Origin of the sequence: Tropicibacter sp. Alg240-R139, assembly GCF_900537075.1 — a bacterium.
Classification (GTDB): Bacteria; Pseudomonadota; Alphaproteobacteria; order Rhodobacterales; family Rhodobacteraceae; genus Falsiruegeria.
In genome coordinates this window covers 358,711-385,390 of the sequence record NZ_UNRA01000002.1, presented here as the reverse complement: position 1 = coordinate 385,390, position 26,680 = coordinate 358,711, and the positions used below count along the sequence as shown (strand labels likewise).

Below are 26,680 nucleotides of genomic sequence, written 5' to 3'. Positions count from 1 at the left end.
TCATGCTGGGACCAACAGCCCATAGCGATACATTTGCGCGGGATAACCTGCCCGCGCCCGATCTGTGGCCCGAATTTCATCTGGATGGGTTCGACTATCCCGAGCGCATGAATATCGGCGTCGAACTGACCGATGCCATGGTCAACAAGGGCTTTGGCGATCACACCGCGCTGATCGGCAACGGGCGGCGGCGCACCTACAAGGAACTGTCGGACTGGACCAACCGGCTGGCTCATGTGCTGGTCGAAGATCTGGGCGTGAAACCTGGCAACCGGGTGCTGATCCGGTCCGCCAACAACCCCGCTATGGTCGCCTGCTGGCTCGCCGCCACCAAGGCGGGTGCGGTGGTGGTCAACACCATGCCCATGCTGCGCGCCGGAGAGCTGGCGGCGATTGTCGACAAGGCAGAGATTTCGCATGCGCTGTGTGACACGCGCCTGATGGAGGATCTGGTGAGCTGCGCCAAGGGTTCGCAGTTCCTGACGTCAGTGGTGGGGTTTGACGGCACCTCGAACCACGACGCCGAGTTGGACCGGCTGGCCTTGGAAAAATCGGTGCGCTTTGATGCCGTGGACACGGGCCGTGACGACGTGGCCCTGTTGGGGTTCACATCCGGCACCACGGGCGACCCAAAGGCGACGATGCATTTCCACCGCGACCTGATGATCATTGCCGATGGCTACGCCAAAGAGGTTCTGAACGTGACCGAAGATGACGTGTTCATCGGCTCGCCCCCCCTGGCCTTCACCTTTGGTCTGGGCGGTTTGGCCGTCTTTCCCCTGCGCTTTGGTGCGGCAGCGACGCTGTTGGAACAAGCCAGCCCGCCCAACATGGTCGAGATCATCGAACAGTACAAAGCCACGGTCTGTTTCACCGCCCCAACCGCCTATCGCTTTATGCTGCAAGCGATGGAGGATGGCGCAGACTTGTCGTCGCTGCGAGCAGCCGTCTCGGCCGGAGAAACCCTGCCAGCACCGGTTTATGACGCCTGGATCGAACAGACCGGCAAGCCGATGCTCGACGGGATCGGAGCGACAGAAATGTTGCATATTTTCATCTCGAACCGCTTTGACGATCACCGCCCAGCCTGCACTGGCAAACCTGTCAGCGGCTACGAGGTGCAGATCTTGGACGACGACGGCAATCCTTTGCCCGCAGGTGAGGTCGGCAAGCTCGCCGTGCGCGGCCCGACCGGCTGTCGCTATCTGGCCGACGACCGACAGGCGGTTTACGTGCAAGACGGCTGGAACGTCACCGGCGACAGCTTTGTGATGGATGACGATGGCTATCTGCACTTTGCCGCCCGCAGCGACGACATGATCGTGTCATCTGGCTATAACATCGCGGGCCCCGAAGTTGAGGCGGCGCTGCTGTCTCACCCTGCTGTCAGCGAATGCGGTGTGATCGCCGCCCCGGACGAGGCGCGCGGCCACATCGTCGAGGCGCATGTCGTGCTGACCGAGGGCGAGATCGGCGACGCGCTGATGGTCAAGACGCTGCAAGATCACGTCAAGGCCACCATCGCCCCCTACAAATACCCGCGCAGCGTCAGGTTCATCGATGCGCTGCCCAAAACACAAACCGGCAAGATCCAGCGCTTTCGCCTGCGCTCGGACCTGCATTAAGCGGAGGTGCGCCAATGGCACATCAAATCGTTCAACCCGAAGGCTGGGCCCCGGCCAAGGGCTATGCCAACGGCGTTCTCAGCAAGGACGGGCACCTTTATGTCGGTGGCCAGATCGGCTGGAACGCACAACAAGTTTTTGAAACCCATGATTTCATCGGCCAGATGGAGCAAACCCTGCGCAACATCATGGACGTGGTCGAGGCAGCGGGGGGCCGCGCCGAACACATCACCCGCCTGACGTGGTACGTGACCGACAAAAAGGAATACCTCGCCCGTCAAGCCGAAATCGGCGCGGTTTATCGCAAGGTTTTAGGCAGACATTTCCCGGCTATGGCGATGGTCGTGGTGGCAGGCTTGGTCGAAGATGAAGCCCTGTTAGAGATTGAGGCGACAGCGGTGATTGATTGAAAACCATGACCATACTGTTGCTTTATTCCTAAGCATCTCCTCTTCTGAGGATAATTGCAGAGGGAAAACATCAACATGTCGAACCGAAAGCTCTATCTTGGCCCCCTAACCGACAACAGGCGGTGGGACATGGTCAACATCCGGCCAGACGACGTGTTTATCGTAACACCCCCCAAGTGCGGAACCACCTGGATGCAGACAATCGTTGCTCTGCTGCTGTCCGGGGACCCCAAGGTCAAAACTGAGTTGTCCGTCAAGATGCCCTGGGTCGACATCCGCATTCGCGAGATGCCAGAGGTGGCTGACCGGCTGGAGGCAATGCGCCACCGCCGCAGCATGAAAAGTCACACCCCGATGGACGGTCTACCTATTGATGATCAAGCGCAGTACATCTGCGTGTTTCGCCACCCTCTTGATGCACATTTCTCTTTCCGTAAGCATTTGCGCAACCTCCCGGTCACGTGGTTCGACACTTGGTATCCAGAAGAGGACATCGACGGCACCACGTTTCGTCGTTTCCTGGACGGTGGCGCCGAAGGGTTTGACGCCGACGCGATGCCGCTTGCGCATATTCTGCAGCACTACAATGCGGCCAAAGCTCTGGCCGACCAGTCGAATGTATCGCTGTTCCACTACGCGGATATGACCCGAGATTTGGCTGGAACATTTTCCAAACTGTCCCGATTACTGAACATCACGCATTCCGATGCCCTGATGGCGCAATTGGTTCAAGCAGCGACTTTTGACAACATGAAGAGTAATGCAGAACGCTATGCACCGTCTGGTGGAAAGGGATTCTTCAAATCGGACTCAGGTTTTTTTCACAGCGGCACAAGCGGTAAATGGCATGGCAAACTGACAGACGACGAATGGGCGGCCTATGACGCCCTGATGAGTGAAAAACTGACGCGAGAAGATCGCAACTGGTTGGAACAGGGCTCTGAGCGGCTTCCCGTCCAATAGGAAATTGCGATAGCAGCAAATTGTTCTGTTTGATTGTTCGCTCAGACACCGACCGACTCGACCCACGAGCGGAATTCGGGAACAGTCGGAACGGGGAGGAATCGAAATGACCAAAAATTCTGTTCGGCCGGTCGCGGGTCACGTAGGTGCCGAGATCGAAGGCCTGTCACTGAACGAACTGGACGACGCTGGATTCGCCACTGTACGGGATGCGCTTTTTGCGCATGGCGTGGTGTTCTTTCGCGATCAGGATTTGTCACACGACGGGCACATCGCCTTGGCCGAGCGGTTCGGTACCATCGACGTGAACCGCTTTTTCACTCCGGTTACCGCGCACCCCCAAATCGCCGAAGTGCGAACCGAGGCCCATCACTCGCAGGTCATCGGCGGCACTTGGCACACCGATCATTCCTATGATCCTGCACCGGCCATGTGCTCGGTTCTTGTTGCTCGGGAACTGCCGCCCTTTGGTGGCGACACGCTGTTTGCCTCGCAAACGGCGGCCTATGAGCATCTGTCCGACGGGCTGAAGACCACGCTTGAGAGGCTGAACGCCTGGCATTCGGATGCGTCCTTCAGCGAAGGCATTCAGGACGAACGCCTTTCGGATGAGGGCGTCTCGCAACCTGTGCTGCACCCGGCAGTGATCCGCCACCCGCAAACGGGGCAAAAGGCGCTGTACGTGAATGGCGATTTCACCACTCATTTCGAAGGCTGGAGCCGCGCAGAATCGCAACCTCTGCTCGACTATCTGTATGACTACTGCACCCAACCCGCCTTTGCCTGTCGCTTTCGGTGGGAACCCGGAAGCGTAGCGATCTGGGACAACCGGTTGGTGCAGCACTATGCGGTGGCTGACTATCAGGGGTCACGTCGCCTGATGCATCGCATCACGGTCGAGGGGCAAGTTCTGGGCGGGGTTGCCACATGAACCCCCACGACAAGGGAATGCAGGTGCGTCGCCAGGTGTTGGGTGAAGATCACGTAGCTCGGGCCGAGGTCGCCAAGACCGATTTAGACACGCCCTTTCAAAACCTGATCACCGAAGGCGCATGGGGTACGGTCTGGGCGAGCGACGGGATTTCACTGCGCGAACGATCCATGCTGACGCTGGCGCTTTTGGCTGCGACGGGCAATTTCGACGAAATCCCCATGCACATCCGCGCCACTGCCCGCACGGGGGCCAGCAAGACTGATGTGCTCGAGACGTTTCAGCATGTCGCCATCTATGCCGGGGTCCCGCGCGCCAACCGCGCCCTGAAGCTGGCCAAAGCCACCTATGCCGAAATGGAGGCCGAGACATGAAGAAACCTGCCGAGTTCTATCAGCGCGACCGCCGCTGGCACCCGCCGGCTTTTGCCCGCGACTACAAGACTTCGGTAGCGCGATCACCGCAGTATGCTGCCATCAGCTTGGAAAACACGATCAGCGAGATCACCGGCCCGACCTTTGGCCACAATGACATCGACCCCATCGACAACGACCTACTGTCCAACTTTGCGCAAGCTGACCAAAGTCCCATCGGCGAACGGATCATCGTGCATGGCCGGGTTTTAGACGAAAACGCGCGGCCTGTGCCCAACACACTGGTCGAAATCTGGCAAGCCAACGCCAGTGGCCGCTATCGCCACAAGAAAGACACATATCTGGGCGCGCTAGATCCGAACTTTGGTGGCTGTGGCCGAACCCTGACGGATACGGACGGGTACTACTATTTCCGCACCATCAAACCGGGCGCCTACCCATGGCGTAACTGGGTAAATGACTGGCGCCCGGCGCACATCCATGTCTCGGTCTTCGGTTCGGGATTTGCACAAAGGCTGATCACGCAGCTCTATTTCGAAGGCGACCCGCTGATCGCAAAATGCCCCATCGTGAACACGATTCCCGACCCGCAAGCGGTAGAACAGCTGATCGCGGTTCTGGACATGAACGCGACCATCCCGCTCGACACGATCGCCTACAAATTCGACATCGTGCTGCGCGGGCGGCGCTCGACCCTGTTCGAAAATCGGCTGGAGGGGAACTGATGGCGCAGAAACTCGACTACCTCAAGGAAACCCCATCCCAAACGGCGGGGCCCTATGTCCACATAGGCCTGTCCCCCGGAGACGCGGGCTTTGAAATCTACAGTCAGGAACTGGGCCGCGACATCGCGGGCCCCAATGCCCGAGGTGAACGCATCCGGGTCGAGGGTGTCGTGATCGACGGCACTGGCGCGCCGATCAAAGACGTTCTGCTAGAGGTGTGGCAAGCCAACGCTGACGGCATCCACGCCCACCCCGAACACCCCGGCAAGGTGGAAGAAGGGTTTCGCGGCTGGGGTCGCGTGATCACCGACTTTGAGACAGGTAAATGGGGCTTCGACACAATCAAACCCGGGCCCGTGCCCGGTCGCCACGGCATCATCCAAGCGCCCCATATCAATCTTTGGATCGTGGCGCGCGGCATCAACCTAGGCCTCAACACGCGGGTCTATTTCGAAGACGAAGAGATTGCCAACGCTTCCGATCCGGTGATCACCACCATCGAATGGGAGCACCGCCGCCAGACCCTGATTGCGGCCCGTTCAATGCGGGACGGCAAGCCTGTCTATCGCTTTGACATTCGCATCCAGGGCGAGGATGAAACCGTATTCTTTGACATCTGAAACCCGAGGTTTACCGATGACCAAACCGTGCATTCTTTGCTGTGCCATCACCGGATCGGTGCCCACCAAGGCTGACAATCCGGCAGTGCCGACCACAGTCAACGAACAGGTTGAAAGCAGCCATGCAGCGGTCGAGGCCGGCGCGTCAATCATCCACGCCCATGTGCGCAACGACGATGAATCGCCCAGCTCCGACCCAGAACGGTTTGCACGCCTGAAAGAAGGGCTGGAGAAACACTGCCCTGGCGTAATCATCCAGTTTTCGACCGGGGGAAGGTCGGGTGCAGGCAAGGATCGTGGTGGCATGCTGTCTTTGCGCCCCGACATGGCCTCTCTCTCGGTAGGATCGAACAATTTCCCGACGCGGGTCTATGAAAACGCACCGGACCTGATCGACTGGCTGTCGTCCGAGATGATCAAATACGAAATCACTCCCGAGATCGAAGCCTTTGACCTGAGCCACATCCTGCACGCCATCCGCATGGGCGAACAGGGGCGGCTCTTCGGTAAGCTTTACGTGCAGTTCGTGATGGGCGTGAAAAATGCTATGTTTGCTGACCGCGAGGTGTTTGATTTCTACGTCAAGATAATGCAGGAACGCGCGCCGCAGGCCGAATGGTGCGCCGCCGGTATCGGGCCCAACCAGATCGTTGTGAACGAATGGGCCATTGCGGCAGGCGGACACACGCGAGCGGGACTTGAAGACAACGTGAGGCAAGACAGACAGACCCTGGCACCATCCAACGCTGCATTGATCGCGCGTGCGGCAGACCTATGCGAAAAATACGAACGCCCCGTGGCCACCTCGGCGCAAGCACGCGAAATCCTGGGGTTGCGAGCAACCTGAAACGCCCCACTGTATTAGCACTCGGGGTTCTCCCGCACCCGAGCGATCCTGACTGCGTCAGCACCGCTAGCGGCTTTGGGCCGGGCGCCGGGCAAAGCCCGGCGCCCGGCCCAACGGGAGGAGGTGTTTCGCCAGAAACATCGACGACGGGCGGGAGCTCCTCCGAACTTCACGATCACCGTCTCACCGCCTCGCTCAACAGCCATTCCCTCATGAGCTTTACAGGCTCAGGAACACGCGGACGGCGCGGGGCAACGATGTAAAAACCGAGGTCCGCGCTCAACCCGGCCTCGAACACTTGCCGCAACCGTCCGCGTTCAATCTCATCCGCAACAAGCGGCGCATCCGCCAGAGCCACTCCTTGCCCTGCGACCGCGGCATCAATGGCCAGGCTCGTTTGGTTGAAGCTGATCGCCCTTGGTCCAGGACTAAGACCAAGCTGCTCTAGGTAAAGCGGCCAAAGCCCGTGGCTGTCGTGCAGCAACGTGTGTCTTTTCAGATCCTCTGGCACGGCCAAATCGCTTAAGGACGGACTACACACAGCAATGAAGGAGGCTGCGAACAGTGGCTCGGCCACAAGGCCGGGGCCAAAGGGCGGCGTCCCCTGTCGAACGGCAATATCTATTCCGTCGCTTTGAAAATTGGAGAGCCCTGGACGTGCATCCACACGCACATCCAGATCGGGGTGCAATTCTGTTAGTCGACCCAAGCGCGATACCAACCATTTCGAGGCAAAGGACGGCGTCACACTGATGGTCAGGGTCCGCGACTGGGCACCGACGCCTTCGGTCGCCTCTTCCAGAAGTGCAAAGGCACGGTTGACCGGAGCAAGATAGACCCGCCCCGTTCGGGTCAGTTCCAACCCGCGCGCGACCCTATCGAAAAGCTGCACCCCAAGCCTCGCCTCAAGCCCGCGCACCTGTTGTGCAACTGCTCCTTGGGTCACGCCCAACTCCTCGGCTGCCAAGCGAAAATTTAGATGCCGACCGGCAGCATCAAAGGCGCGTAACGCGTTCAAGGGGGGCAGTCGAGACATACAGCATCCAATAGAATTTCTACAGCATTAGGTCAGGTAAACTCATTGGTCAATTCCTGCGTCGACGCTCATCATTGAAACCAACAGATCAAGGAGAGTTCAAATGGCGGACAAAGTAGCACTGATTACGGCCGGGGGCAGCGGCATGGGCGCCGACAGCGCGCGGCGATTGGCGGCGGATGGATTTAAGGTTGGCATCTTGTCGTCCTCCGGCAAAGGAGAGGCTCTGGCCGCCGAGTTGGGCGGCGTTGGCGTCACTGGGTCGAACCAATCCACCGACGATCTGCAAAAGCTCGTCGATGCAGCCATGTCACATTGGGGGCGCGTAGATGTGCTGGTGAATTCCGCTGGCCACGGACCTCGGGCTGCCGTGCTGGACCTCACGGACGAGGATTGGCACACAGGCATGGACGTCTATTTCTTGAACGCTGTGCGCCCAACCCGCCTTGTGACCCCCATCATGCAGGCCCAAGGTGGCGGGTCGATCATCAATATTTCGACCTTTGCGGCCTTTGAACCCGATCCGGTGTTTCCGACTTCGGGTGTATTCCGCGCGGGGTTAGCGGCATTTTCAAAGCTGTATTCGGACAAGTACGCTGCCGAAAACATCCGCATGAACAATGTCTTGCCCGGTTTCATCGACAGCCTGCCCGAGAAAGAGGATTTCCGGTCACGCATCCCCATGGGCCGCTACGGACGCAGCTATGACGAGATCGCCTCAGTTGTGGCCATGCTGGCGTCAGAGGGCGGCGGGTACATCACCGGCCAAAACATCCGGGTAGACGGCGGCATCACGCGTTCCGTCTAAGTGTCCCAAGTGGCGCAAAGGGGAATGATCAAGGCCCCCCTCGGGCCTTGATCAAATGCGTGAGGGTCGCGCCGACCTCGAAATAGACTTGTCTTGCACCGGTCATTCGCTCGCGATGTGCCTCAACCACCGGGACCGGTAGGCTAATATCGTTTCCTGTTAACAACGCCTCAGCCATGCCTTTGCCAAAGACCGTTCCCGGCCCGATGCCACGACCCGAGAACCCATGGGCAGCAAAGGCATTGGGGCCAATCGACAAAATTTTGGGAATGTGGTCCGAGGTCATGGCGATACGCCCATGCCAGCCTTGGGTCAGATGCACCCCGTCAAGCTCGGGGTACAGCGCGACCAGCTTGCGCCTGATCCACGCGCGGTGAATGTCGCTGGCGAAATGCTCCAACCCTCCCATCGCGCCAATGACCAGACGCCCGGACTGATCCATTCGAAACGATGTCATGATCAGCCCAGTATCCCAGCATCCTTCACCCCCAGGTAGAATGCTTGCCAGCATTGCGTCCGGCAAGGGGTCAGTTGCGAACTGGAAATAGTGTACCGGCACGTATTCGGGCGCCGTGGGGGCCAGATCGCGGTGATAGGCATTTGTGGCTTGGATCAGCGCCCTGGCCCGCACGGTGCCGCCAGATGTCTCCACATGCCATACATCCCCATCATGCCCAATGTGTTGCGCGGGGCTGTGTTGATGAACCTGCGCCTGTGCCTGCATCGCAGCCCGCGCAAGGCCGCGCACATAACCCAAAGGTTGGATCGTGCCCGCTCGCGGATCAAAAAGCGCCCCGTGAAAGGCCGCTGAGCCCGTACGCGTTGCTGTCTCGTCTGCATCCATCAGAACGACCGGCGCGCCTGCAGTCTTGAGTTGTGTGCGTCGCACTTGCAGATCCTTGAACCCGCGCACCGAATGGGCGCAATGCAGGGTGCCGTTCTGCACTGCCTCACACGCGATGCCGTGACGCGCGATCAGGTCGAACACCAGCGTCGGCGCATCGGCCAACAGGTTCACCAGCCTATCACCGGGCCCATCCCCCAGGTGTTTGCGGATGTCCGCAGGCGGTAGCCACAGCCCGGCATTGGCCAACCCGACATTTCGACCCGAGCCGCCATACCCAACCTCTTCTGCCTCAAGCAGACAGACCGAGGCCCCCATCTGCGCCGCATGCAGCGCCGCCGAACATCCCGTGTACCCGCCGCCGATCACCACCAGATCGGCTGTCATATCACCGGACAGAACGGGGGCCACAATCTGCTCGGCGCAGGTCTGGTGCCACAGGTTTTGAGCAGTGTCAGATGTCAAATTTTATCCCTTGCGCTAGAGGCAGCTCGCGTGAGTAGTTCACGGTGTTTGTCTGTCGACGCATATACCCTTTCCAGGCGTCCGATCCACTCTCGCGCCCGCCCCCGGTTTCTTTCTCGCCACCAAATGCGCCGCCGATCTCGGCCCCCGATGGGCCGATGTTGACGTTGGCAATGCCGCAGTCGCTGCCGACGGCGGACAGGAACGTCTCGGTCTCGCGCACGTCGGTCGAGAAAATACAGCTCGACAGGCCCTGCGGCACGGCGTTCTGCATCGCGATGGCCTGATCAAGGTCGCTGTACTTCACGACATAAAGGATCGGCGCAAAGGTCTCGTGATGCATGATCGCGGATTGCGCGGGCATCTCGACAATCGCAGGGGCAACATAGGCGGCATCCGCAAAGGTATTGGTCAGGACATGACCGCCTCCGTGCACCCTGCCACCCTCAGAACGCGCCTGTTCCAGAGCATCCTTCATTGCGGTCAGGGCACCCGTGTCAATCAGGGGACCGACAAGTGTGGCCTCATCCAGCGGGTCACCAATCGGCAGCGTGTCATAAGCGGCCTTGAGACGCGGGATCAGTTGATCATAGACATCCTCGTGTACGATCAAGCGGCGCAACGTCGTACACCGCTGCCCAGCAGTGCCTACTGCGGAAAACACAATCGCGCGCAGCGCCATCTCCAGATCAGCAGAGGGCGCAACGATCATCGCGTTGTTGCCACCCAACTCCAGGATCGACCGCCCCAGACGTGCCGCCACATCCCCTGCCACGGCCCGTCCCATAGGGACCGAACCGGTGGCCGAAACAATCGCGACATCTTTCGAAGCCGTCAGTGCCTGTCCCAGATCCCGTTCTCCGATCAAGGTCTGAATAAGCCCCGTTGGAGCGTCCGCGCCGAACTCAGCCATTACTTTATCGCAGATTTTTTGCACCGCCAACGCGGTCAAGGGCGTCTTTTCCGATGGCTTCCAAATCACGGGATCGCCGCAAACCAACGCCAGGGCCGCGTTCCAACACCAAGGCGCAACCGGGAAGTTAAAGGCCGTGATCACCCCGCAAACGCCCATCGGATGCCAGGTTTCACGCATAGTATGCCCCGGGCGCTCGGACGCGATGGTCAGACCATAGAGCTGCCGCGACAGGCCAACGGCAAAGTCGCAGATGTCGATCATCTCTTGCACTTCGCCAAGACCTTCCTGATAGATCTTGCCGCATTCTAGCGTCACCAGACGGCCCAATGCTTCTTTCTGCGCGCGCAGCTCATTGCCCAGCAGGCGCACCAGCTCTCCGCGCCGGGGCCCGGGTACGCTGCGCCAGGCCTTGAACGCGTCATTGGCCGCAACGATTTGTGCCTCGGCATCTGCGACGCTGTGCATGCTGAGGCAAGCGATTTCCCTGCCATCAATCGGTGTGGTAACGGCAAGTGTGCCGCCGGTCAGCTCAGTTCCGGTCAATCCAGCAGCGGTCAGAATATCGGTGTGGGTCATGTCTTATGTCTCCTCTAAGACAATCAGGTTTCAGGGGTCACAAGGGCGCGTTGATCGTCGCGACCCATGGAAATCAGAAACGGCTGTTTGGCTTGCAGTGCCCGGAACTGCGCCTTGTCGGTCATGCCGCGCCAGTTGCCCAAGGTCAGCGATTGCGCCACTGCACCGCCCAGGGTCGCACCGGGGCCGGTGACGATAAACAGATCAGGGGAAAATTCACGCGCCGCGGTTTGGATCGCGTGTGTAAAATCATAGGTCTCGGTCACCTGATGGTCCAGAGTGTACGCCCAAAGCGACTGAGTGTCACAAGCTCCCGGCCACCAGATTTTGCCTCGCCCGTCAATCATCGGCCGGTCAGGTTGCCTGAATAGTGAAGACGAAAGACGTGCGCGTCCCTCAACCGCGACTGGCGCTTGCAAGCCGGTGTGAAACGCTGCGTGATTTGTCAGCCGCATCGGAAACCGCTCTTGCACGGTGGGTTGAGCGGCCTCAAACGCTTTCAATCCCGCCTCATTTCCCGCCAACACCAGCATACCTCCCAAATCAATGGACAGCGCCAGATTGCAGCTTTGGGTGGCGTTGATCCGGGTGACATCGGCCAATAGCGCGGCCTTGCGTGCAGGGTCGTTTTCCCAGGTGTCATCAGTGAACGGATAGACCAATTGCCCGCCTATAAGCTGTTCCTGCATCAGCGTGCCCATGGTGTTGACCACCTGAAACCCATCTTGCGGCGACAGCGCCCCAGCAGCAGCCAGAGCGATGTACCATCCCATCGAATTGCCCGTAACTGCAACCACTTCGATATCTTCGGCCAATGCCCGCGCATCGGCCAGCGAGACCGCATAGATCAAGGGCGAGGCCACGTCGCCGCGTGAATAGGTGCTGACCCTGAAACGGCTGGCGCTATCGAGTTCGGTGACCGGCATCTGCCCTCTTTCAGCGCGGATCGCATCAAAGCTGCGGAACATGTCCATTTGCCCAGCGTGATGGCGGTGCAGATAGCCCAGCTCGGGTTTGTTGTAGGTCCCGCGTCCGGGGCAGATCACAACAGCTGTGCGGGTCATTTGCTCCCTCCTGTCAGCGAAAGCGCGGCGGCGACGATCCCATCCTTGGATGGCAGCGGCGCGGCATAGGCGGGGCCGGTAGCGATAAAGCTGTCCTCGGCCACAACGCGGGCAATTGACTGGTTGCTCTGTTCGGTAAAGAGGGTCATCAGCGCCTCGGATTGGCTGCCGGTGCGGCGGCATTCATCCACGATCAGAACATGTTTGCAGCCTTTGGTCGCGTCCAGCAGCGCCTGTTCAGGCAACGGCGCCAGCCAGCGCATGTCGACGATGCGGGTGCTCAGCCCTGCTGTCTGCAACTCCGGCAGCGCCTGCTGCGACAGGTAGTGGCCGTTGCCATAAGTCACGATCGCCAGATCAAGGCCATCGCCATGCACCCCGACCTCTCCCAGCTCAATCCGCTGGTCTGGCGAGGGATAGCGGGTCATCCAGCCGCCATCCTGAGCGCCATGCAGATCGCGCATCGGGTAGAGCGCGATGGGTTCCAGGAACACGATCACCCGCTGTTCTTCGCGCGCCAGGCGCACGCATTCGCGCATCATCTGTGCCGCGTCTGCGCCGTTCGAGGGGCAGGCAATGATCACGCCGGGAATATCCCTCAAGACGGCCAAAGAGTTGTCGTTGTGGAAATGACCGCCAAACCCTTTTTGATAACCCAGCCCCGCAATCCGCAGGATCATCGGGTTGGTGAACTGACCGTTTGAGAAAAACGAAAGCGTCGCTGCTTCGCCCCGCAGCTGATCCTCGGCATTGTGCAGATAGGCAAGGAACTGGATTTCCGGCATCGGCAGAAACCCATTGTGCGCCATGCCGATGGCGAGTCCCAGAATGGATTGCTCGTCCAGCAGAGTGTCGATCATCCTGTCAGGTCCAAACCGCTGGTGCAGCTTTTGCGTGACGCCGTAAACGCCGCCCTTTCGCCCCACATCCTCGCCCATCATGACGATCTCGCCATGTTCCAGCATCAGATCGGTCAACGCCCAGTTGATCAGGCGGCTCATTGGTTGAGGGTCGTCCATCGCCCGCATGTCCGAGCCAAAGACCCCAGCACGTTCGTCGGCGCTTGGGCCGTTGGTGGGTTTGCAATCGCGCTTGGGTGGGATCAGGCTGGCCATGACTGCCTGAGCATCCGCCAGATGTGGGCGCTTGGCGGCCTCAGCCGCGACCCGGTCGGTACGCGCGCAAGTGTCGATATAAACCTTGAGCGCTTGTTCCGGTGACATCGCCCCGACTTGGTCCAGCAAGCGCACAGAGTGAAGCAGCGGATCGTTGGCTTCGTCCGCCTCGACCTCGGACTTACTGAGATAGGTGGTGGGCACGTCGGCACCCGCGTGACCGTAAAGGCGTACGGTTTTCAGATGCAGGAACGCAGGCTTACGACGGGTGCGGACATATTCGGCGGCCTCTTGCGCCACGGCAAAGGTTTCAAAGATATCCAAGCCATTGGCGCGGAAATACTTGATGCCTGGGCGATGCTCCATCGACATTTCGATCCAGCCTTTGGGGGTCTTGGTCGAAATGCCAATCCCGTTGTCCTCGCACACCATCAAAAGCGGCAGCGGCACCGACTGAATCGCAGTCCAACCGGCCGTGTTGATCGCCCCTTGCGCGGTGGAATGGTTCGCCGACGCATCGCCAAACGTGCAAACAGCAATCCCATCCTCAGGCAGCTCACTATGCTCGGGCGCATGGCGACGAGCCGACCCCAACGAATAGGCCGCGCCAACCGCTTTGGGCAGATGGCTGGCTATGGTCGAGGTCTGCGGCGGGATCATCAACGCCTTGGACCCCAGCACTTTGTGCCGCCCACCCGAAGTCGGGTCATCGGACGAACAGGCAAAGCTGAGCAACATATCCCATGCGATCTGCTGCCCCGGCACCTGATCGGCGCGCGCGATCTGAAACGCCGCGTCACGGTAGTGCAGGAACGCGATATCATCGGGGCGCAGCGCATGGGCCACCGCCGCCATCCCCTCGTGCCCTGACGAGCCGATGGTATAGAACCCCTGCCCTGCTTTTTGCATCGCGCGGCTGGTGCGGTCCAATGCGCGACTGAGCACCTGCGCATGATAGAGCGCAACCGCATCCGTCCCGCTCAACCCCTCGCGCGGCGCTGCACCTCGAGGAAGGTCGCTGGAGGCCACGCGAGAAAGGAAGTTTTCGTGAACGATCTGTGCGCGATCCATGTGCTGACCTTTTCCTGCAGGGGTCGGGGCAATGCTCCGACTCAACGGTACACACTTGCAAAGCGCATACGAAATGCTCATGCAGCGTCCCGCATGATGTTTTGTTCCGGTTCAATATTGCGCTGGATCGCTAAAAGATCGAGTGATATTAAGTTCGAAAGCCATGAGGAAAACTCATATGATTGCTCCCCGACGCTTTCTTCCCTCGATCAGCTCTCTTCTGGCATTAGAGGCCGTGGACAGGCTCGGCAGTGCCTCGGCCGCAGCGGGCGAATTGTCTTTGAGTCAAAGCGCTGTCAGTCGTCAGTTGAAAACGTTGGAAGAGCAATTGGGCGTCGCCCTCATCGAGCGATCACAGATGCGGTTGCAACTCACCCCGGCAGCAGAAGGTTATGTGGAAACCGCAAGAAAGATCCTGCAACAACTGGCGCAGGCCTCGCTCAAGCTCAAGGCCAACCCGCAAGGCGGATCGCTACAATTGGCCATCCTGCCCGCCTTTGGCATGCATTGGCTGGCACCGCGTTTGCAGGACTTTGCCCGCAAGAATCCAGGCGTGACCATGAACCTGAACACCCGCCTGCGCCCGTTTGATTTCAGCACCGAAGGGTTCGACGCCGCTATCCACTTTGGGGAACAGAATTGGGCCGGTGCGGACTACCTTGAACTGATGCGCGAAGAGGTTATCCCAGTTTGTGCCCCTGCCTTGATGGAGCAATCTGACGGCACGCCGGATTGGTTGCTTTCGGCCCCGCTGCTGCACCTCGACACGCGAGCGGACGCCTGGGAGCAGTGGTTTGCGACTCAAGGGGTCGAAGCGTTCGGCGTGCGCGGGATGCTGTTTGATCAGTTTTCAACGATGATTCAGGCCACGGTTCACGGGCTAGGTGTGGCCTTGTTGCCTGGCTACTTGGTGGCGCAGGACCTGAAAGACGGGCGGCTGGTCTGTGCTTGGCACGGTCCTCAGGTCAGCCTTGGGCGCTATTATCTGGTCTGGCCCCAAGGAAAAGCAGCTTCGGCTCCGCTGCAAGCCTTTCGAGGATGGCTGCAACATCAATTGGACTTACCGGGCGAATAGCCCCGACTAAAACTTGCCGTTGTCGTTTTTCCACTCCGATGCTGGCGCCACTTTTTCGGTCGTGTCCCAATGCTCGACAATACGCCCGCATGAAAGTCGAAAGAGGTCATAGAATGCACTGCGTTGACCGTTTCTGTTTCCCTCACAAACAGTGAGGACAAAATCTCCTTCGGCGAGGATACGATGCAGGCGCTGATAGTCGATCTTGTCCTTGGCGGACAAATGCAGGGCCAGCCCAGGCAAGTCGTCGGTCAGATGCGGGTTGTGCTCGGTAAACGCGTTCGGGGAAATCCATTCACACAACTGTTCCACCTGCCCGTCTAGCAGAACAGTCCGAACGAATTCGCGGACCGCAGTACGGTTGTTTTCGGTCAGCTTTAGATCGGTGACTTCAGTCACTCCCCCCACCATGTCATGACCTGCCGCGTTCGGCCCAAGACGAGGTTGGATATTGTCCCAGTGCTCGACCGCTTGCCCTTGATCAAAACGAAACACCTCGAACCCGATATTACGGCGCGAAAAGTCATATTCGGTATGCGCAAAGACATAATCGCCGTCCTCGAAAACGCGCACGATGTTGACGCGCGGATTGGTCAGCGACAGCCGTTTGAACAGCGCCGCCAGGCCCTCGCTGCCCTCATGGGTCTGTGGGTTGTGCTGAATGTAGCGCGCCTCGTTGACGACAGAGATTGGTCCGGGGTCGCCTGTTTCGATGCTTTTTAGCAACGCGCGAATACGATCCTTGTTAGACATGTCCTTGCCTCCTCTTGAGTCAGATCAAACCATGTACTTGCGCGAATGGATCATGCTCACGATCTTCGTGCCACGTGTATTCGCACCATTTGGCAACCTCGAGCGCGCGGTCACGCCCGTGCATGAATTCGATTGCACCAAGCGCCATATCCATTCCCGCCGACACACCGGACGACGTGAAGATCTTTCCATCTTGCACCCAACGCGCCTTTCCCACCCAATCGACAAGAGAGCTTTGAGCCGCAACCCATGCAAAAGCCGCCTTGTTGGTTGTGGCACGGCGATGATCCAAAACACCTGCGCGGGCCAGCAAAGCGCTGCCGGTGCAGACGCTCAACGTGAATTCGGATTTGCCCGAGACACTAGCAATCCACTCAAGCAAGCTTGTGTTTTCCACCTCCCGCCGAGTGCCTGCGCCGCCGGGTACGAACAAGATGTCATGGTCAAATTCGTCAGCGGTCGTGGCTGTGACATGCGCGGACAAACCTTGATTGCTCGGGACCGGACCGCGAGTTTCAGCGATCAGCTCGAGCGTGAATTCTTCGGACAGCAGCCCGAACATCTCCATCGGGCCAAAGACGTCGAGCAGTTCGAAACCAGGAAAAATGAGAGCCGCAATCTTGCGCATAGTACCGTCTCTGCTCTGTGTCGAAAGAGAGGGCGATGTTACAGGGAAGCACACAGCTTGCAACCTGCGCGGCCTGTCGGTCTTGCGTCCTGCGGACGGCGGGGGCCGGGCAGGCTCGGGCACAGCCCGAGCCTGCCCGGCCCAACGGGAGGAGGGGTTCCGAAGGGAACCTTGACGACGGACGGGAGTGCCCGCTGTTGCTATTGATCAGACGTCCAAAGAGCGGGCGATGAGCTCTTTCATCACCTCGTTTGTACCGCCATAGATCATCTGAACACGCGCATCGGCATAGAGGCGCGCGATAGGATACTCCATCATGAAGCCATAACCGCCAAAGAGCTGCAGGCATTCGTGCATAATCTCGTTTTGCACTTCGGACCCCCAGTATTTCACCATTGACGCGGTGGTCGCATCCAACGTCCCCTGTTCCAGGCGCGCGATGCAGTCGTTGACGAAACTGCGCAGCAGTTCGGCCTTGGTTTTGCATTCCGCCAGCTTGAAACGGGTGTTCTGGAAATCCATCACACGCTGTCCAAAGGCTTTGCGCTCTTGCGTGTATTTCACCGTCTCGGCAATCGCAAAGTCGATCGCACCAAGGGCCATGATCCCGATGGTCAGACGCTCCCAGGGAAGCTGCCTCATCAACTGATAGAATCCCTGTCCTTCGTCCTGGCCGATCAGATTGGTCATCGGCACCTTGACGTCCTCAAAGAACAACTCGGCAGTGTCGTTGGCCTTCATTCCCAGTTTCTTGAGGTTGCGACCACGGCGGAACCCTTCGGTGCCTTCCGTCTCGATCCCGATCAGCGAAACGCCCTTAGCGCCCTCATTCTTGTCCGTCTTGGCCACAACAATGATCAGATCCGCAGTCTGGCCGTTGGTGATAAAGATCTTTGATCCGTTGATCTTGTAATGGTTGCCATCCTTCTCGGCCGTTGTACGCACCGACTGCAGGTCAGACCCCGTGCCGGGCTCGGTCATCGCTATTGCACCGACCATTTCGCCCGATACCAGCTTGGGCAACCATTTCTGCTTTTGCTCTTCACTGCCATAGCCAGCGATGTAATGCATGACGATGGATTGGATACCATAGCCCCAACCGCTGTCCCCGCGTGAGGCTTGTTCGTACATCAGCACAGAGTCAAAGCCCATGCCACCACCGACACCGCCGTATTCTTCGGCAATGGTGCCCCCCATCAAGCCAGCCTCTCCCACCTTGTTCCAAAAGGTGCGATCGACCACGCCGTTGCTGTTCCAGGTATCGATGTTCGGGACCAATTCATCATCAAGAAACCGGCCGGACATATCGGCAAACATCTTGTGTTCTTCGGTGACCCAGTCGGCTGTCGGGGTAAAGAGAGTCATCCTGTGTATCCTCCAAAATCTCAAGTTGCCAACATGTTACCGTCGCTGCAGATTCAAGCCAATCTGGATAACGCGGCGTCCTAAGGTCGCTACGCAACGTCCTTTTTCCCTCACGGCATTTTCCGCTGGCGTACTTCGGCCACCAATAGCGCCGCCTCCGGTCGCAAAATCTGCGCGGCCTAACGGCCTTGCGTCCTGCGGACGGCAGGGGGCCAGGCTCAGGTGGGCAAAGCCCACCTGAGCCTGGCCCAACAGGAGGAGATGTTTCGCCAGAAACCTCGACGACCGGCGGGAGCCCCCCCCAATCCGGCGAGGTTCATCAGGTGTTTTGGCACAACAGCGCCAACATGAAGGCCGTCAGCTCACGCGGTGGCGCAGGCCCCGAACAGGCGGCTGTTCCGGCCCGCCCGCAAAACACTGGGCGATCGACATCCATTTGGTCGCCTCAGGCCCTTCGATCAGCAAATCGGTGTCTCCAACATTGCGGGTCTGGGCCGAAACCTGTGCAAATTCGACCGCTGATCCGCTGATCTTGTTTTCGCTAGGTTCACCAAATTCCCACACCGCACCTGACGGGGCTGTCAGTTCCAACCGGGGCATGACAAGCGGGACATCAAGACCATTAACCTTGTAAGCCCAGCCGAACGTGTTCACGCCTAACACGACGATGTTCTTGACCCAGTCCTGCTCTACACGCTGCACCCCCAGCACATCGAATACCTCCTGTCCGTGGGCCCAAGTCTCCATCTGGCGCGCTGTAATAGACGAGCGCACGGACATGTCCGGCCCGGCCCATTTAACCCGATGCTTGGGATCCAGATCGACCCAACGGGCACCGATGTCGCGATAAAGGGTCTGCCACGCCGCGCGCAACTCTTCTCCACGCAGGGTGATCATACGGTTTTCAGTCGCCCGAAACCCGTTCTTGCCAATCCCCGCAAAGGTCTCGGCCAACCGCGCCTGAAAGGCCGCCACGTCCGTCAAGGACAAATCTGCCATCTGGTTCCAGAAATGAAGATGCACCAGCACGTCATTCAAGGTCCATCCCTTGAACTGGGTCACGGTGTTCCATTGGTCACCCGAAACACCGCCAAATGCTGTATTCAGCGCCTCGCTCTCGGCCAGAAAATCTGTTGCTTGCTCCATTTATTCCTCCAGCGTGGTCATCAGCCGCTCAACAGCGGTCAGGTAATCTTCTTTGAAATCCTGCACGACTGCGGCGGTGGATGTCGCCTGGTTCATCAGCCCGACGCCTTGACCCACCCAATACGTCGACAATTCCGCTGCGCCATCGTGCCCCGACTGAGCCAGTTTTTCGACTTTGCGCAATGCAGGTTCGGACACCAGAGATTGTAATGGCATCGGCAAAGGTATCGGTCCCTTGGCCTCCCACGCATCGGTCCAAGCCGATTTCAGCTGCCGTGATCCCTTGCCGGTGCGCGATCGCGAGCGCACCGTGTCGGATGATGTGGCCGCCAGCATTTTATCCTTGATCTGCTGTGACGGCTCGCCCTCGGCTGTGGTCAACCAAACTGATCCGCACCAGGCGCCCGCAGCGCCCATCGCCATGGCCGCTGCCATCTGCGCGCCTGTGACGATGCCGCCTGCAGCCAGAACCGGTGTGCCTTTGGCCACTGAAACAACTTCGGGCACCAGCACCATGGTCGAGATGTCTCCGCAATGGCCGCCAGCCTCGCCTCCTGCCGCCACCAAAATGTCGACGCCTGCGGCGACCTGAAGCTCAGCGTGTTTCTTGGCCCCGACCAGAGCAGCAACCGGCACACCGGCTTCACGCGCGCGTTCGATCATCACCTGCGGCGGTGTTCCAAGCGCGTTTGCGATCAGCTTGATCGGGAAGGAGAACGCCACATCCAGCATCTCTTGCGCGCCCGCGCTGTTCATGTTGTGCGAGAAATGCAGCAAGTCCGTGCGTGCACCATCCAGATCATCAGTGCTGACACCGTAATGGCCAAGCACCTGGTTGGCGAACTCCATATGCTCGGCAGGCACCGCGCCCAACAGAGCCGCATCTGACGGCTCGCTGTCCTGCTTCTGGATCGAGGTCGGAACGATCAGGTCAACGCCATAGGGTTTGCCGTCGCAGTGGGCGTCAATCCATTCCAGTTCCGTCCGCAATTGCTCAGGCGTATACATAACCGCGCCAAAGACGCCCATGCCCCCGGCACGTGTGACCGCGGCCACCACATCGCGGCAGTGGCTGAAAGCAAACAGCGGAAATTCGATGCCAAGCTGGCGGCACAGGTCAGAGTTCATTTATTCGGTCTCCTCAATCTCGATCATCACGTCACCCGCAGTCAACTGTTGCCCCGCCTTGACGTGAACGCTAGCCACCGTGCCATCGATGGCGGCGGTGATCTGATGTTGCATTTTCATGGCTTCAAGAACCGCCAAACGGTCGCCCTTGGTGACCGTCATCCCCGGTTCGGCCTGCACCTCGACCACCAAACCGGGCATCGGCGCGGTGACACGGTCACCGGCGGTAGCGGCGCCATCCTGCGCACCGGGGCGCGGACGGCGGAAACTCAGGCGGTCGGCGCCAACGGCGATCTGGACCGCGTCGCGGGTAACATGAGCCACCACATCAACCGTCTGGTCGTTGATCCGGGCGCGAATGCGTCCGTTAGCACGACCGGTAAAGCACACGCCGAACTGCTCCCCGCCCACCCAGATGGACCAGCCATCGGGTTTGGCCAGGGCGCGCGGCGTCAGCTCCTCGTCACCGAACATCAAGATCATTTGCAACGGCAACAGCGCCGCGCTGGACCAGCCCAACTGGTCGTCCGAGACATAACCAGCTGCCTGTTTGGTGCGTTTTCGATCTGCCTCCAACAACAGGGCCAAAGCCAACGCGACGTTTTGGGGCTTTGCTTCGGTCACCGGGAAACCGTCGGGATAGGCTTGATCCAGGAAGGCTGTTGTCGCCTCGCCTTTGGCAAACGCCTCTTGTCCCAGAACATCCGCCAAGAAGGCCGAGTTGGTGACAGTGCCCAACAGAACCGACTCCTTCACTGTCTTGATCAACCGCGCCCGGGCCACCTCGCGTGTGGGGCCATAGGCGATCAGTTTGGCCAACATCGGGTCATAAAACGGCGAGACCACCTCTTGCCCTGTCACAATCCCTGCGTCAACGCGGACACCGGGGCCGCACGCGGGCTGCCAGAGATCAATCGGACCTGTGGCGGGCAGATAGTCGTTGGCGGGATCTTCAGCATACAGCCGAACCTCGATGGCGTGGCCGGTCAGGACCACATCGTCCTGAGTCAATGGCAGGGTTTCGCCCTGCGCCACGGCGATCTGCATCGCCACCAGATCAAGGCCTGTGACCAGTTCCGTGACGGGGTGTTCCACCTGAAGCCGGGTGTTCATCTCAAGGAAGAAAAACTCTCTCGCCTCATCCAACAGGAATTCGACAGTCCCGGCCCCGCGATAAGCGACAGCGCGCGCGGCCTCCACTGCAGCCGCGCCCATGCGGGCACGCAGTTCGGGTGTCATCACTGGGCACGGAGCCTCTTCCACCACCTTCTGGTGACGGCGTTGAACCGAACAATCGCGCTCGCCCAGATGAATTACATTGCCATGGGTGTCTGCAAAGACCTGAATTTCCACATGGCGAGGCTCGATGATGGCCTTTTCCAGGATCAACTCACCAGACCCAAAGGCGTTCTCCGCTTCGGATCTGGCCAAGGCGATCGCCTCACCCAAGTCGCCACTGTCATGTACCAGCCGCATGCCGCGCCCGCCGCCACCAGCAGCTGCCTTGACCATGATCGGAAAGCCAATGCTGCCCGCCGCTTCGATCAGCACTGCGTCAGACTGGCCTGCTCCTTCATATCCGGGCACGCAAGGCACCCCGGCGGCGATCATCAGGCGTTTGGCTTCTGCCTTGTTGCCCATCGACAGGATCGCCGATGGTTCAGGCCCGATAAAGGTCAACCCTGCGGCTTCCACGGCCTGCGCAAATTCGGAGTTCTCGGACAAAAAGCCATAGCCGGGATGGATCGCACCGGAACCGGTCTGCTGCGCGGCCGCCAGAATCTTGTCACCGATCAGATAGCTGTCGCCCACCGGCCCCTCGCCGATCCAGACAGCCTCGTCCGCCAGGGCCACATGGGGGGCTTTGGCATCTGCCGTGGTGTAAACGGCCACCGCACGCAGGCCCAGGGATTGCGCTGTGCGGATCACGCGGACTGCGATCTCGCCCCGGTTCGCCACAAGGAGTGTGTCAAATGCCATGAATTATTCCTCTGCCCAAATGGGTTTTCGTTTGTCGAAGAATGCGGAAATACCCTCGCGCGCCTCGTCCGAGAGCATGCGGTCGGCAAAGGTGTTTGCCGCCATCTGGCGCTGTTCTTCGCGGGTCTGGAACGGCACGGCCAAGAGTTGCTGCTTGATGGCCGCCAGCGCGTGCGGGGCGGCGGCCATAACCTTTTTCTGTTGGGCGACCAGCGCTGCGTCCATGTCATCCGTGACCTGATCCACAAGGCCTACATCCTGAGCTGCTTCCGTGCCCATCATGGCACCGGTCAGCATCATCCGGCGAGCGGCTGGCATCCCCAATCGCGCCACAACAAAAGGCGCAATCTGCGCGGGGGTCAGGCCGATGCGCGTCTCGGACAGGCTGAATTTGGTGCCTTCGGCGGCGATCACCATGTCGCCGATGCAGGCCAGACCAAAGCCGCCCGCCATGACCGCGCCCTCAACCGCCATCACGGTGAACTGCGGCAGGGCCGCCACCGCGTCGAACAGGTCAGCCGCGCGCAGGCTGAGCGCCACGACATCGTCCTTTGATGCACCGCCCTGAAACACCGTCTTGAACGACTTCAGATCGCCACCAGCGCAAAAGATGCCCCCGCGACCACGAAACGTCACGCCGCGAATGGTGGCTGTTTGGAGCGCACCGCAAAGCGCGATCAGCGCCTCGACCCGATCATTGGTAAGAGGATTACGCTTTTCGGGTTCGTTGAACCAGACGGTCAGCCACGCGCCGTCCTGTTCCAATTCCAGATGTTGGGATGTTGGCAGCATGATCAGAACCTGTGCACGCCGTACGAGGTCGGCTTGACCTTGCGCGCGCGCCCTTCCAGGCAGGTTTCCAGGCAAAAGCCCAACACCCGGCGCGTGTCGCGCGGGTCGATCACACCGTGGTCGATACAGCGACCCGAGGTATAGAACGCCGCCTCCTGGCTGGTGAAATGCTGTGTGATCATCGCCGTCTGCATCTTGAGTTTGTCCTCATCCGGCTCGATTCCTTTGCGCTTCATCCCGGCCCGCGCCACCATTTCCATCGTCCCCGCAGCCTGCTCGCCACCCATCACGCCGGTTGCGGCATTGGGCCAGGCAAACAGGAAATCGGGATCATAGGCATAGCCGCACATGCCATAGTTCCCGGCCCCGAAACTGGCCCCGATGTAGAGCGTGATCTTGGGCACATCGACCGAGGTCACGGCCTGGATCATCTTGGCCCCGTGCTTGATCATGCCACCCTGTTCGTACTGTGTTCCGACCATGAAACCTGTGATGTTGTTAAGGAAGATCAGCGGTGTATCGCTTTGCCCGCACAGTTGAATGAACTGGCTGGCCTTGTTGGCCCCTGCCGGATCCAAAGGCCCATTGTTGCCGACGATGCCAACGGAAATGCCATTGATCGCCGCCTGTAGACAGACGGTGGCCGCCCCATAACCTGGTTTGAAATCCTCGAATTCGGACCCGTCCACAATCCGCGCCACAACCTCACGGACATCGTATGGAATGCGGTAATCGGTGGGCACCACGCCTGCGATCTCATCGGCATCGTATTTCGGCGGCTGGACGTCTTTGTCCCGCCGTTCGGGCAGGGATTTGTTCCAATCCAGCCGCGCCATCACATCGCGGGCCATGGCAACCCCATGCGCGTCATCCTCGGCCAGGTATTCGACCAGACCAGAGGTGGTAGAATGCATCTCTGATCCGCCCAAATCGCGGTCGTTGGCCTTTTCGCCTGTCGCGGCAAAGGTCAGTGCAGCTCCAGCCAATGCGGCCATGCCGTTTTTCTTCACCCCGACCACATAGTCCGCAAGGCCGGGCATATAGGCCCCACCCGCCGTCGACGGCCCGTGCAGCACCGCCACGTTTGGCAGGCCTGCCGCCGAATGGCGCGCCAGGTTGCGGAACAGCTTGCCGCCATTGGCCCAGAACTCGACCTTGTATTCCATCAGATTGGCGCCCGCGCTTTCCACCAAATGCACAAACGGCAGGTTCTGTTTCAACGCCATGTCCTGTGCGCTCAGGAAAGCCGCGCCGGACATTTCGACCATCGAGCCTGCCTTGATGCCCGCATCATCAACGATGATCATGCAACGCACGCCTGAGATGAACCCGATACCAATGATCAACGAGGCACCCGGCACCGATTTCTCGGGATCTTTGTGATCGACGCAATACCCTGCAAGCCCATGGATCTGCACAAACGGCATGCCCGGATCGAGCAGATGTGCCAGACGATCACGCGGCGTGATCTGACCGCGCGCTTCCATCCGTTCGCGGCGCTGTTCCGACAGGGCCACTGGCCGTGCCTCAAGCGCGCGCATCTCGTCCACAAGCGCCAGCATGTCGGCACGGTTCTTGGCATAGATTTCAGAGTCGCGAACGATCTGGCTGACGAACCCCATCAGATGCCTCCCTCATTTGAATTGACGGTTAAACCGGCCGGGATTTGCACCGGCGTGGCAAGCAGGATTTGGGCATAACTCTTGCCCTGTGCATCGTTGCGCAGCGAAGCAACACCGCCCCCGCCCAGCGCATCATGCAGCAGAATGTTCATCGAATGGGTCCCCGGCAGATAGTAGCGGTCGATGCCACCTTGCAGATACTCCGCAAAACGTGCCTCGATAACTCTCTCGGACAGAGCCGCCCAGATGTAAGGCAAATAGGCCGGATGCCGAGCGATGACGCCGATGTTGGCCTTGTCACCCTTGTCGCCGGACCGGGCCCAGGCAAGGTCTTCGAGACTGCGTTCGATCATGTCGGAGTCGGCGTCGGGTGCTTGCGGTGCAGCAGGTGCTGTGCCGGGTGATTGGTTCAGCGGCAGGTTGGGCGTCTGGAATGCAACTACTTTGCCGTCCACCGAAATGCGATAGGTCAGGTCGGTTGCGGGAACAAGGAACGAGAACAACGCAACCACCGGCGACGGGCGCGGACGTCCCCCGGCGGTGAAGATATGCAAGCCCGGAGGCGTCGCCAAAGCGGCCCCAGTGAGTTCTTTGAGAAACAACCCAACGGCGCGGGCATCGTCGTGCCGCAAAGCAGCCTTGAACGAAATCTCTTCATAGTCGCCCTCACCAGGCTTGCCGCCAAACGCTTCGAAAGACACCTCGCGGTAGTCCGGCGCTTTCATCTTGTTCAGCGCGGCGCGAGCACGGTCCAGTCCCGCCTGTGCAAACGCCTGAGCCTTGGTTCGAGCCTCGCGACCGTTGACCAGAAACGTCAAACCAGCCCGGAATCCATCTGCCCAAGTGGCCGAAACCTTGAGTTTTCCTGTGGGCGCATGCCCTTTGGTGCCGGTCACACGAACCCGGTCCGGTCCGTCCTGCGTCATCGCAACCTGGGTGAAATCGCACGCGACATCCGGCAGCAGATAGGCGCTTGGGTCGCCGATTTCATAAAGCATCTGTTCGGCACAGGTTGCAGGCGTGACACATCCTGTCGTGCCTTCGGGCTTGGTCAGGATCATCGAGCCATCGTCCGCGACCTCGGCCACAGGATAGCCGATCTTGGCAATGTCACCGGACTGTTCCCAATCAGTGAAATTGCCACCCGTGACCTGCGGCCCGCATTCCAGCAGATGACCCGCGAGCGAGCCAGCCGCCAACAGATCGTGATCGCCAGCTTGCCAGCCATAGTGGTGCATGCAAGCCGCAAGCGTCAGTGCGCTGTCCACGCAGCGGCCGGTGATGACGATATCCGCCCCGGCCCTCAACGCGGCCACGATTGGAGCCGCGCCGATATAGGCGTTCATCGAGGCAAGCTTATCTACGGGCGGCATCGGTGCTTCGGAAAACATCTCGGCCTCACCCGCAAACTCAGCAGCGCGCGGCAGCAGGTCGTCGCCTTCGACCACCGCCACGCTCAGACTTAGTCCCGCCTCAGCAATCTTGGCCCGCAATGCTTTGCCGCAGGCGACCGGGTTCACACCACCCGCGTTGGACAGGACTTTGACGCCCTTCGCGGCGATTGCCGACAGGTTACGCCCCATCGCGTCGCTCACAAAGTCGGATGCATAGCCCTTGTCCGCGTCCTTTATCCGGGCCCGCGCCATGATCGACATGGTCACCTCGGCCAGGTAGTCGTAAACCAGAACATCCAGATCGGGCACGCGCAACAATTGCGCCGTCGCGTGCTGGGCCTCTCCCCAGAACCCGCTGGCCCCGCCAATTTTCAGTGGCCTTGTCACGTTACGTCCCTCCCTGCAGA

Annotated in this window: 24 protein-coding genes; 10 read left to right on the top strand and 14 right to left on the bottom strand. The window is 59.7% G+C overall.

Features of this window, described 5'->3' with window-relative positions; translation table 11 throughout:
• Positions 1–2 precede the first annotated feature (2 nt).
• The 8 genes from G6R15_RS09540 to G6R15_RS09505 all read left to right on the top strand — a co-directional run bounded on the left by G6R15_RS09540 (position 3) and on the right by G6R15_RS09505 (position 6,495).
• Positions 3–1,625, top strand: coding sequence for an AMP-binding protein (locus tag G6R15_RS09540; protein ID WP_164659635.1), 1,623 nt, complete (start codon positions 3–5; stop codon positions 1,623–1,625).
• Between the two features lie 14 nt (positions 1,626–1,639).
• A complete protein-coding gene (locus G6R15_RS09535) occupies positions 1,640–2,035 on the top strand; it encodes a RidA family protein (protein ID WP_164659634.1) in 396 nt (131 codons plus the stop codon).
• Between the two features lie 75 nt (positions 2,036–2,110).
• Positions 2,111–2,998: a sulfotransferase domain-containing protein gene (locus tag G6R15_RS09530; protein ID WP_164659633.1), complete on the top strand. Its 888-nt coding sequence runs from the start codon at positions 2,111–2,113 to the stop codon at positions 2,996–2,998.
• Positions 2,999–3,104: 106 nt separating this feature from the next.
• A complete protein-coding gene (locus G6R15_RS09525; protein WP_164659632.1) occupies positions 3,105–3,929 on the top strand; it encodes a TauD/TfdA family dioxygenase in 825 nt (274 codons plus the stop codon).
• On the top strand, positions 3,926–4,303 hold the full coding sequence (gene pcaC, locus G6R15_RS09520) for a 4-carboxymuconolactone decarboxylase (protein WP_240336717.1): 378 nt from the start codon (positions 3,926–3,928) through the stop codon (positions 4,301–4,303). Before G6R15_RS09525 ends, pcaC begins: the two co-directional genes overlap by 4 nt.
• Entirely contained in the window at positions 4,300–5,028 is a 729-nt protein-coding gene (gene pcaH, locus G6R15_RS09515) for a protocatechuate 3,4-dioxygenase subunit beta (RefSeq protein ID WP_164659631.1), read from the top strand. The genes pcaC and pcaH overlap by 4 nt, the downstream gene beginning before the upstream one ends.
• On the top strand, positions 5,028–5,648 hold the full coding sequence (gene pcaG, locus G6R15_RS09510) for a protocatechuate 3,4-dioxygenase subunit alpha (protein ID WP_164659630.1): 621 nt from the start codon (positions 5,028–5,030) through the stop codon (positions 5,646–5,648). Before pcaH ends, pcaG begins: the two co-directional genes overlap by 1 nt.
• 16 nt (positions 5,649–5,664) lie before the next feature.
• On the top strand, positions 5,665–6,495 hold the full coding sequence (locus G6R15_RS09505) for a 3-keto-5-aminohexanoate cleavage protein (protein ID WP_164659629.1): 831 nt from the start codon (positions 5,665–5,667) through the stop codon (positions 6,493–6,495).
• A 175-nt stretch (positions 6,496–6,670) separates the two neighbouring features.
• On the opposite strand, the gene G6R15_RS09500 is transcribed toward G6R15_RS09505, so the two are convergent.
• Entirely contained in the window at positions 6,671–7,531 is an 861-nt protein-coding gene (locus G6R15_RS09500; RefSeq protein ID WP_164659628.1) for a LysR substrate-binding domain-containing protein, read from the bottom strand.
• 103 nt (positions 7,532–7,634) lie between these two features.
• Between G6R15_RS09500 and G6R15_RS09495 the strand changes: the two genes are divergently transcribed.
• Positions 7,635–8,339, top strand: a complete 705-nt coding sequence (locus G6R15_RS09495) for an SDR family oxidoreductase (RefSeq protein WP_164659627.1) — start codon at positions 7,635–7,637, stop codon at positions 8,337–8,339.
• A 28-nt stretch (positions 8,340–8,367) separates the two neighbouring features.
• Here G6R15_RS09495 and G6R15_RS09490 read toward each other — a convergent pair whose 3' ends face one another.
• The 4 genes from G6R15_RS09490 to G6R15_RS09475 are packed head-to-tail and all read right to left on the bottom strand — an operon-like array spanning position 8,368 to position 14,390.
• Complete coding sequence (locus tag G6R15_RS09490; protein ID WP_205520497.1) at positions 8,368–9,648, bottom strand: FAD-binding oxidoreductase; 1,281 nt, start codon at positions 9,646–9,648, stop codon at positions 8,368–8,370.
• A complete protein-coding gene (locus G6R15_RS09485; protein ID WP_164659626.1) occupies positions 9,638–11,140 on the bottom strand; it encodes an aldehyde dehydrogenase family protein in 1,503 nt (500 codons plus the stop codon). The genes G6R15_RS09490 and G6R15_RS09485 overlap by 11 nt, the downstream gene beginning before the upstream one ends.
• A 23-nt stretch (positions 11,141–11,163) precedes the next feature.
• A complete protein-coding gene (locus tag G6R15_RS09480) occupies positions 11,164–12,204 on the bottom strand; it encodes an ACP S-malonyltransferase (RefSeq protein ID WP_164659625.1) in 1,041 nt (346 codons plus the stop codon).
• Complete coding sequence (locus G6R15_RS09475; RefSeq protein WP_164659624.1) at positions 12,201–14,390, bottom strand: dehydrogenase E1 component subunit alpha/beta; 2,190 nt, start codon at positions 14,388–14,390, stop codon at positions 12,201–12,203. Before G6R15_RS09475 ends, G6R15_RS09480 begins: the two co-directional genes overlap by 4 nt.
• A 178-nt stretch (positions 14,391–14,568) precedes the next feature.
• Between G6R15_RS09475 and G6R15_RS09470 the strand changes: the two genes are divergently transcribed.
• Positions 14,569–15,465: a LysR family transcriptional regulator gene (locus tag G6R15_RS09470; RefSeq protein WP_164659623.1), complete on the top strand. Its 897-nt coding sequence runs from the start codon at positions 14,569–14,571 to the stop codon at positions 15,463–15,465.
• 6 nt (positions 15,466–15,471) lie between these two features.
• Here G6R15_RS09470 and G6R15_RS09465 read toward each other — a convergent pair whose 3' ends face one another.
• From G6R15_RS09465 to G6R15_RS09425, 9 genes are all read right to left on the bottom strand, one after another.
• Positions 15,472–16,218 carry a nuclear transport factor 2 family protein gene (locus G6R15_RS09465; RefSeq protein WP_164659622.1) on the bottom strand — a complete coding sequence of 249 codons (747 nt, stop codon included), beginning with the start codon at positions 16,216–16,218 and terminating at the stop codon, positions 15,472–15,474.
• Positions 16,219–16,237: 19 nt separating this feature from the next.
• On the bottom strand, positions 16,238–16,846 hold the full coding sequence (locus G6R15_RS09460; protein ID WP_164659621.1) for a DJ-1/PfpI family protein: 609 nt from the start codon (positions 16,844–16,846) through the stop codon (positions 16,238–16,240).
• A 207-nt stretch (positions 16,847–17,053) separates the two neighbouring features.
• Positions 17,054–18,211, bottom strand: a complete 1,158-nt coding sequence (locus tag G6R15_RS09455; RefSeq protein WP_164659620.1) for an acyl-CoA dehydrogenase family protein — start codon at positions 18,209–18,211, stop codon at positions 17,054–17,056.
• A 357-nt stretch (positions 18,212–18,568) separates the two neighbouring features.
• Positions 18,569–19,357, bottom strand: a complete 789-nt coding sequence (locus G6R15_RS09450) for a TIGR03084 family metal-binding protein (protein WP_164659619.1) — start codon at positions 19,355–19,357, stop codon at positions 18,569–18,571.
• Entirely contained in the window at positions 19,358–20,485 is a 1,128-nt protein-coding gene (locus G6R15_RS09445) for a nitronate monooxygenase (RefSeq protein WP_164659618.1), read from the bottom strand.
• Positions 20,486–22,465 (bottom strand): biotin carboxylase N-terminal domain-containing protein, encoded by a 1,980-nt coding sequence (locus tag G6R15_RS09440; protein ID WP_164659617.1) that lies wholly within the window; start codon positions 22,463–22,465, stop codon positions 20,486–20,488.
• 3 nt (positions 22,466–22,468) lie between these two features.
• A complete protein-coding gene (locus G6R15_RS09435; RefSeq protein WP_164659616.1) occupies positions 22,469–23,257 on the bottom strand; it encodes an enoyl-CoA hydratase/isomerase family protein in 789 nt (262 codons plus the stop codon).
• A gap of 2 nt (positions 23,258–23,259) precedes the next feature.
• A complete protein-coding gene (locus G6R15_RS09430) occupies positions 23,260–24,879 on the bottom strand; it encodes an acyl-CoA carboxylase subunit beta (protein ID WP_164659615.1) in 1,620 nt (539 codons plus the stop codon).
• Entirely contained in the window at positions 24,879–26,660 is a 1,782-nt protein-coding gene (locus G6R15_RS09425; protein WP_164659614.1) for an acyclic terpene utilization AtuA family protein, read from the bottom strand. Before G6R15_RS09425 ends, G6R15_RS09430 begins: the two co-directional genes overlap by 1 nt.
• Between the last annotated feature and the right edge of the window lie 20 nt (positions 26,661–26,680).

Excerpts from the sequence above, each read along its gene's own strand:
- G6R15_RS09445 (WP_164659618.1), bottom strand. The coding sequence starts at position 20,485 with ATGAACTCTGACCTGTGCCGCCAGCTTGGCATCGAATTTCCGCTGTTT.
- G6R15_RS09470 (WP_164659623.1), top strand. The coding sequence starts at position 14,569 with ATGATTGCTCCCCGACGCTTTCTTCCCTCGATCAGCTCTCTTCTGGCA.
- G6R15_RS09495 (WP_164659627.1), top strand. The coding sequence starts at position 7,635 with ATGGCGGACAAAGTAGCACTGATTACGGCCGGGGGCAGCGGCATGGGC.
- G6R15_RS09505 (WP_164659629.1), top strand. The coding sequence starts at position 5,665 with ATGACCAAACCGTGCATTCTTTGCTGTGCCATCACCGGATCGGTGCCC.
- G6R15_RS09455 (WP_164659620.1), bottom strand. The coding sequence starts at position 18,211 with ATGACTCTCTTTACCCCGACAGCCGACTGGGTCACCGAAGAACACAAG.
- G6R15_RS09460 (WP_164659621.1), bottom strand. The coding sequence starts at position 16,846 with ATGCGCAAGATTGCGGCTCTCATTTTTCCTGGTTTCGAACTGCTCGAC.
- G6R15_RS09530 (WP_164659633.1), top strand. The coding sequence starts at position 2,111 with ATGTCGAACCGAAAGCTCTATCTTGGCCCCCTAACCGACAACAGGCGG.
- G6R15_RS09500 (WP_164659628.1), bottom strand. The coding sequence starts at position 7,531 with ATGTCTCGACTGCCCCCCTTGAACGCGTTACGCGCCTTTGATGCTGCC.
- G6R15_RS09540 (WP_164659635.1), top strand. The coding sequence starts at position 3 with ATGCTGGGACCAACAGCCCATAGCGATACATTTGCGCGGGATAACCTG.
- G6R15_RS09485 (WP_164659626.1), bottom strand. The coding sequence starts at position 11,140 with ATGACCCACACCGATATTCTGACCGCTGCTGGATTGACCGGAACTGAG.
- G6R15_RS09465 (WP_164659622.1), bottom strand. The coding sequence starts at position 16,218 with ATGTCTAACAAGGATCGTATTCGCGCGTTGCTAAAAAGCATCGAAACA.
- G6R15_RS09480 (WP_164659625.1), bottom strand. The coding sequence starts at position 12,204 with ATGACCCGCACAGCTGTTGTGATCTGCCCCGGACGCGGGACCTACAAC.
- G6R15_RS09525 (WP_164659632.1), top strand. The coding sequence starts at position 3,105 with ATGACCAAAAATTCTGTTCGGCCGGTCGCGGGTCACGTAGGTGCCGAG.
- pcaC (WP_240336717.1), top strand. The coding sequence starts at position 3,926 with ATGAACCCCCACGACAAGGGAATGCAGGTGCGTCGCCAGGTGTTGGGT.
- G6R15_RS09430 (WP_164659615.1), bottom strand. The coding sequence starts at position 24,879 with ATGGGGTTCGTCAGCCAGATCGTTCGCGACTCTGAAATCTATGCCAAG.
- pcaG (WP_164659630.1), top strand. The coding sequence starts at position 5,028 with ATGGCGCAGAAACTCGACTACCTCAAGGAAACCCCATCCCAAACGGCG.
- G6R15_RS09475 (WP_164659624.1), bottom strand. The coding sequence starts at position 14,390 with ATGGATCGCGCACAGATCGTTCACGAAAACTTCCTTTCTCGCGTGGCC.
- G6R15_RS09435 (WP_164659616.1), bottom strand. The coding sequence starts at position 23,257 with ATGCTGCCAACATCCCAACATCTGGAATTGGAACAGGACGGCGCGTGG.
- G6R15_RS09450 (WP_164659619.1), bottom strand. The coding sequence starts at position 19,357 with ATGGAGCAAGCAACAGATTTTCTGGCCGAGAGCGAGGCGCTGAATACA.
- G6R15_RS09440 (WP_164659617.1), bottom strand. The coding sequence starts at position 22,465 with ATGGCATTTGACACACTCCTTGTGGCGAACCGGGGCGAGATCGCAGTC.
- G6R15_RS09535 (WP_164659634.1), top strand. The coding sequence starts at position 1,640 with ATGGCACATCAAATCGTTCAACCCGAAGGCTGGGCCCCGGCCAAGGGC.
- pcaH (WP_164659631.1), top strand. The coding sequence starts at position 4,300 with ATGAAGAAACCTGCCGAGTTCTATCAGCGCGACCGCCGCTGGCACCCG.